This is a genomic window from Streptomyces sp. NPDC090021, assembly GCF_044748225.1.
Lineage (GTDB): Bacteria > Actinomycetota > Actinomycetes > Streptomycetales > Streptomycetaceae > Streptomyces.
In genome coordinates this window covers 1-5,438 of sequence record NZ_JBIVFO010000085.1, presented here as the reverse complement: position 1 = coordinate 5,438, position 5,438 = coordinate 1, and the positions used below count along the sequence as shown (strand labels likewise).

The following is a 5,438-nucleotide window of genomic DNA, read 5'->3' as shown; positions in this document are numbered from 1 at the left end:
TGTCCCCCCGCCGTGGGGGGGGGCGCCCCCCGGGGGTCAGCGGGGGGGGGGGGCCCCGCCCGGGGGGGGGGGGGGCCCCCCCCCGGGGGCCGGGGGCCCCCCCCCCCCGCCGGGGGGGCCCACGTCCGTTCTTCTGTGCCCGTACGGGACGGGCTTCTGTGCCGGTACGGGACGGGCGGCGGCGCTCAGCCGACGCGGGCGCGGGACTCCATCGCTCCGCGCGCGGCGGCCTCGCTCTCGTACACCTCGCACATGTGCCGCCCGTCGGGCGTCGCCGTGTGCTCGACCTCCCACAGGCTCAGCTCGGTCCCGTCCAGCAGCACGAAGGCGTGCTCGTAGAGGTTGAAGCCCGCGTCCCGCCCGTTCGGCAGGGCCTGCCGCGTCCCGAACGCCTGCGTGATGTGGTGCGCGTACGCCGCGCGCAGCAGCGCCGCCACCCGCTCGCCGGGCCGGTCCCCGTTCTCCGCGCGGCGCAGCACCCGCCGGGCGTGGTCGGCCGACTCCTCCACCACGTACTCCCGGTGCCGGGCCGCCGACGCCGGGGCGGCGAACAGCGCACCGAACGCCGCCGGATCGCCGTCCGCCTCCTCCTCGCCCGCGAGCGGCACCGGATCCGGGACCGCCCCGGCGGCGGACTCCCCGAACAGCCGGGCCACCGCCAGGCAGGTCTCCGCCCTGCTCGTGAAGACCTCGTGCCGCACGGCCCGGTCGCCCGCCGGCCGGTACGACAGCTCCCACAGCGAGACCGATCCGCCGTCGGCCAGCAGATAGGTGTGCCGGCGGGTCTCCCGCCAGACACCCGCCGCCGGATTGTGGTGGGTGGTGCAGAGCGAAGAGCTGTGGGCGAGCGCCGTACCGAGGCGCTCCACCAGCCGGTCGGGCAGGTCGAAGGAGTTGAGGGCGCGGCCGAGGAGTCGGTCGAGGTGCGCCTCGGTTGTCTCGTACGGATCGCTCAAGGTGGGTCTCCAGGCCGTCGCAGCTTGTCACTTCGCGGAAGCTCAACGTAACCCCTGGCTCTGACATCACGTCCGGGGTTCGGTAAAACGTCCGGGAAGCATCGGAGGTTCCCGCCACACCTTCAGGTCAACTTGCGTGCGAATGCTCATGGTTGGAACCGCTCTGGGGGGAGACGGGGGATTATGGGCCCCATGGCAACGAATACAGTGGGCGTCCCGCGCCGGCAGGTACGGCCCCGCAGTGCAGACGAGGGCGAACGCGGCCGAACGCCAAGGGGATTGGCGTGGCTGCTGGTCGTCACCGGCGCGGCCGGAGTGCTGGCCTCCTGGGTGATCACCCTCGACAAGTTCCTCCTGCTGGAGGACCCGGACTTCAAGCCCGCCTGCAGCCTCAACCCGGTCGTCTCCTGCGGCAGCGTGATGCAGAGCGAGCAGGCGCAGGCCTTCGGCTTCCCCAACCCCATGCTGGGGCTGGTCGCCTACGCCGTCGTGGTCTGCGTCGGTGCGGGCCTGCTGGCGGGCGCCGGCTACCGCGGCTGGTTCTGGCTGGGACTGAACGCCGGCACGCTGTTCGGCGTCGGCTTCTGCAGCTGGCTCATGGTCCAGTCGCTCTACGAGATCAACGCGCTCTGCCTGTGGTGCTGCCTCGCCTGGGTGGCGACGCTGCTGATGTTCTGGGCGGTCACCGCACACAACGTCCGTACGCGCGTGCTCCCCGCCCCCGGCCCGCTGCGGGTCTTCTTCACCGAGTTCGGCTGGGCCCCGCCCGCCCTGCACATCGGGGTGATCGGGATGCTGGTCCTCACCCGGTGGTGGGACTTCTGGACCGGCTGAGCGCCGCGTGCGCGGCACGTACGAGGGCCCCGGCAGCTGGACGCTGCCGGGGCCCCTGTCACATCACCTGTCACATCACCGCGCGGGCCGTGGGCCCGGGCCCCGCCCACCGGGCGGGGCGGCGGGTGTCAGCTGCCGGCGGAGGCGTTGCCCGACAGGACCGGGATGTTGTCCAGGATGTGCGAGAGCGGCTCGTCGCCCTTGGCCTGGGTGGAGTTCTCGGTGCACTGCTGGTTCTGCGGGTTGGACAGGACGTTGATGTCCTGGACGCCGACGTTGACCGCGGCGACGAGCGACTGGGCGTTGATCTTCGCCGGCAGACCGATGCAGGGCTTGTTCAGCGTGCCCTGGACCAGGCTGAGCTGCGGGCTCTGGTCGCCGTGGGTCTTCTGGTTGCCGTAGATCTGCTGGGCACCGTTGCCGTTGACGGTGTTGATCCCGTTGTCGTTGCCGATGGCCATGGCCGGGGCCGCGGCAGCAGCGCCAGCGCCGACGGCAACGGCGGAGACCGCGGCGGCGGTCATGAACTTCTTGAACATCTTGATCCTTTTGTCGCACGAGTGCCCGCTGATGGAGCGCCCTGGTCAACTGCCCGGTCAGGGGGTTGGTTCCGCTGCTTCACTCAAACGGCCCGCGCGTCCCGATGTTTTCCCCAGCCCGGGTGAGCCGCCTGCGGACACGTGCGCGAAGCCCGTACGCGACCCCAGTCGCCCGCTCTCCTGTTGCGCTCCGTGCGAGGTGTTCCCACGGTGAGTGAGGAGCGGGCCGAACGGTCCGCCCGCGAGTCCCCGTGTCCCCACGCGAAGGAACCCCCATGCACCGCACCAGGCCGTCCCGCGCCCGCCTTCTCCTCCCCTCGGCGCTGGCCGTCGTCATACTGACCGGCGCGGCGGCACCCGCGAGCGCGGCCGACTCCGGTTCCGGCACGGTGTCCACCAAGGCGGCTCCGGCAGGCCCGATCGACGACCTCATCAACGGACTCCTCGCCCAGATCAAGGCGCTGCTGCCGGCGGGCGTCACCCTGCCGGACATCAAGATCCCGGAGATCGAGCTGCCCGAGATCAACCTCCCGGAGATCAACCTCCCGGAGATCAACCTGCCGAGCATCCCGGGAGTGCAGCTCCCGGAGATCCCGGGGGTCGAGATCCCGGAGCTGCCGCCGCTGACCCCGCCGGCGCTGCCCGATCCGGCGGCCCCGGTGGTGCCGGCGGCTCCCGTGGACCTCGTGCCGGAGGTCCCCGACATCCAACTGCCGGACCTCCAGCTCCCCGCCGTGCCCTAGCCAGGGGGGGTGTCCGGCGGATCGCGGCCGGGCCCGGGCCGTCCCGAAACGGCAACACGGTGAAGGCGATTGAGCCGAACAGGTCTGATCGTGTGCGGAACCGTGTCGTCGGGCAGTGTGGAACCGTTTCGCTCGGTGTGAGCCCCGGAGCGGGGCGGAACGTCGAACAGAAGGTGCACTTCCCATGAACTCTGCCAAGAAGGCCGCCCTGGTCCTGGCCACCGCTGGTCTCGCCGCGGCCGGTGCCGCCGGCTCCGCCGTCGCCGACTCGTCGGCCGAGGGCGCGGCCGTGGGTTCCCCCGGCGTCCTCTCCGGCAACCTGCTCCAGGTCCCGGTCCACGTTCCGGTCAACGTCTGCGGCAACACCGTGAACGTGATCGCCCTGCTGAACCCGGCGTTCGGCAACGTCTGCGTCAACGACTGACGTCGTCGCGCAACCGACCGTGGGCGCCCCGGCCTTGCCGGTGGCGCCCACAGTTTTGTCGGCAGGGGCCGGACGCGGCCCGGCCCGGATCCGACCGGCGTGGATCAGTTCTTGCCGCCGTTGAGCTGTACACCGCCCAGCAGCGGCGACGCCTGGGTGGCGCCGTTCGCGAGGCCGAGGACGGTGCCGGGCGCGTCGTTGCGGACCTTGTTGACCTTCTGGGCCGTGCCCACGACCTTGTTGACGGTGTCCCCCTGCTCGGCCAGCCCGTTGCCCACCGTCTGCGGAAGGGACTCCGTGACGGGGGCGACCGAGTCCAGGGTCTCCGTGACCCCGCCGGTCAGGCTCATGGGGGGCATCGCGCCCGCGGGCCCGGCGGCGAACGCGGTACCGGAGGCGCCGAGGGCGGCGACGGAGCCGACGACGACAGCGGCGACCTTCGTGAGCTTCATTATCGAAATCCTCTTCTTTCGTGGACAGAGGCGTCATCGGCGACCGGCGCGCCGCTTTCGTCATGCGTAACGATTCCCGTGCGCCGTGGAAACGCGGACGCGCGGGTACACGACAGCGGCCGGAGAATCCCAGAAGGATTCTCCGGCCGCTGTTTCTTCCGATTACCGGTATTGCGGCGTCAGGAGATGCGCGACCGCCGGTACAGAATCGCGCCGCCCAGGACCAGGGCGGAGGCGAGGGCCGCCGCGGCCGCGGGCTGACCCGCGCCCGTCTCGGCCAGCACGGGCGCGTCCACCCGGGCGGGGGCCGGAGCCGGGGCGGGCGCGGGGGCCGGTGCGGGTACCGCCTCGGGAGCGGGAGCGAGAGCCGGCGCGGGCCCCGGCGGGAGGTGGACGGGGGTGTCGCCGGCGGGGGCGGCCGGCGGCGGTTCCACCGGCGGTACCGCCTCGGGAGCGGGGGCCGGAGCGGGCGCCGGGCGTACGACGGGCTGACTGCCGTGCGGCGGCGCGGGCGGCACCTCCTCCTCGACCACGGGCGCCGGGCCGGGCGCCGGGGCGGGGAGCGTGTGCGGAACCTCCTCGGCGGGAGGCTGCGGGGCGGGCAGCGGCAGGGGTGCCTCCTCGGCCGGCGGCTGCGGGGCGGGCGCCGGGGCCGGGAGCGGTACGGGCTGCTCCGCGGGCGGCGCGGGCTGCTCCTGGACCGGCCGCGGCAGGGGCGCGGGGTGCTCCTCCACCGGCTCCGGCTTCGGGTGCGGGTGCTCGGGCGCCGGCGGGGCGTGGTGCGCGGGCGGCGCGGGGGGCGGCGCGGGGTGGTCGTCGCACTCCTCCTCCGGGCCCTGCTCCTCGCCCGGGCCGCCGTAGCCGCCCTCGTGGCGGGGCTCGTGGCGGGGCTCCTCGTGGCGCGGCTTCGCGTGGCGGGGTCCCTCCTTCCGGGGGGCCTCCGGCCGGGACACCTCCTGCCGCGGCACCTCGTGGCGCCGCGACTCCTGGCGCTGCTCGGGCACCGCGTGGCGGCCCGGGCGCTCGTCGAGGTAGCGCTCAAGGGCCTCGGCGTGCTCGGGGCTGAGGTAGCGCCGGTAGTCGTGGCCCTCGTCGGTGTGCGAGCCGGCCCCGGTGGCGCAGGTGTTGCCCATCGCGGGGTTGAGCGCCGCACCGCCGTCCACGCTGTTGCCGCACACGTTCGGCGCGAAGGTGATCGGTACCGAGACGCTGTTGCCGGCCAGCACGCCGGGTGAGTGCGAGGCTTCGGCCGTCGCGCCGTTGTGCGCGTAGGCCGCACCGGTCGCGATCGACAGCAGGCTCGACGCGGCTGCCGCCGTGAGCATCCCCTTGCCCAGTACCTGTCGGCTCAGTACCTGTCGCATGGGTCCTTCCCTGTCTACCGGCACGGTCGCCGGTGCTGTGTCGGAGGTGGGCGCGGGGGGGCCCCCCCCCCTAACAGACGGAAACACCCACCCAGAAATTTAATACCACCGTCCCGCACCACAAAC

The 5,438-nt window shown here is 73.3% G+C and carries 7 protein-coding genes; 3 read left to right on the top strand and 4 right to left on the bottom strand.

Going from position 1 to position 5,438, the window contains the following annotated elements:
- Positions 1-185: 185 nt before the first annotated feature.
- Positions 186-956, bottom strand: coding sequence for a DUF6227 family protein (locus ACIPXC_RS34820; protein ID WP_401626468.1), 771 nt, complete (start codon positions 954-956; stop codon positions 186-188).
- A gap of 192 nt (positions 957-1,148) precedes the next feature.
- On the opposite strand from ACIPXC_RS34820, the gene ACIPXC_RS34815 reads away from it, so the two are divergent.
- Positions 1,149-1,790, top strand: coding sequence for a vitamin K epoxide reductase family protein (locus ACIPXC_RS34815; RefSeq protein ID WP_401626466.1), 642 nt, complete (start codon positions 1,149-1,151; stop codon positions 1,788-1,790).
- 128 nt (positions 1,791-1,918) lie between these two features.
- Here the strand turns inward: ACIPXC_RS34815 and ACIPXC_RS34810 are convergent, their stop codons facing one another.
- On the bottom strand, positions 1,919-2,329 hold the full coding sequence (locus ACIPXC_RS34810) for a rodlin (protein ID WP_401626463.1): 411 nt from the start codon (positions 2,327-2,329) through the stop codon (positions 1,919-1,921).
- Positions 2,330-2,604: 275 nt separating this feature from the next.
- Between ACIPXC_RS34810 and ACIPXC_RS34805 the strand changes: the two genes are divergently transcribed.
- On the top strand, positions 2,605-3,072 hold the full coding sequence (locus ACIPXC_RS34805) for a hypothetical protein (protein ID WP_401626460.1): 468 nt from the start codon (positions 2,605-2,607) through the stop codon (positions 3,070-3,072).
- Between the two features lie 184 nt (positions 3,073-3,256).
- The gene (locus tag ACIPXC_RS34800; RefSeq protein WP_030845163.1) at positions 3,257-3,496 is read left to right on the top strand and encodes a chaplin; all 240 of its coding nucleotides are present in this window, start codon (positions 3,257-3,259) and stop codon (positions 3,494-3,496) included.
- Between the two features lie 104 nt (positions 3,497-3,600).
- On the opposite strand, the gene ACIPXC_RS34795 is transcribed toward ACIPXC_RS34800, so the two are convergent.
- Both ACIPXC_RS34795 and ACIPXC_RS34790 read right to left on the bottom strand, forming a co-directional pair.
- Positions 3,601-3,948, bottom strand: a complete 348-nt coding sequence (locus ACIPXC_RS34795; RefSeq protein WP_401626453.1) for a hypothetical protein — start codon at positions 3,946-3,948, stop codon at positions 3,601-3,603.
- Between the two features lie 179 nt (positions 3,949-4,127).
- Positions 4,128-5,312 (bottom strand): chaplin, encoded by a 1,185-nt coding sequence (locus ACIPXC_RS34790; protein WP_401626450.1) that lies wholly within the window; start codon positions 5,310-5,312, stop codon positions 4,128-4,130.
- Between the last annotated feature and the right edge of the window lie 126 nt (positions 5,313-5,438).

Coding starts and splice junctions, on each gene's coding strand:
- ACIPXC_RS34815 (WP_401626466.1), top strand. CDS start 1,149: ATGGCAACGAATACAGTGGGCGTCCCGCGCCGGCAGGTACGGCCCCGC.
- ACIPXC_RS34810 (WP_401626463.1), bottom strand. CDS start 2,329: ATGTTCAAGAAGTTCATGACCGCCGCCGCGGTCTCCGCCGTTGCCGTC.
- ACIPXC_RS34805 (WP_401626460.1), top strand. CDS start 2,605: ATGCACCGCACCAGGCCGTCCCGCGCCCGCCTTCTCCTCCCCTCGGCG.
- ACIPXC_RS34800 (WP_030845163.1), top strand. CDS start 3,257: ATGAACTCTGCCAAGAAGGCCGCCCTGGTCCTGGCCACCGCTGGTCTC.
- ACIPXC_RS34795 (WP_401626453.1), bottom strand. CDS start 3,948: ATGAAGCTCACGAAGGTCGCCGCTGTCGTCGTCGGCTCCGTCGCCGCC.
- ACIPXC_RS34790 (WP_401626450.1), bottom strand. CDS start 5,312: ATGCGACAGGTACTGAGCCGACAGGTACTGGGCAAGGGGATGCTCACG.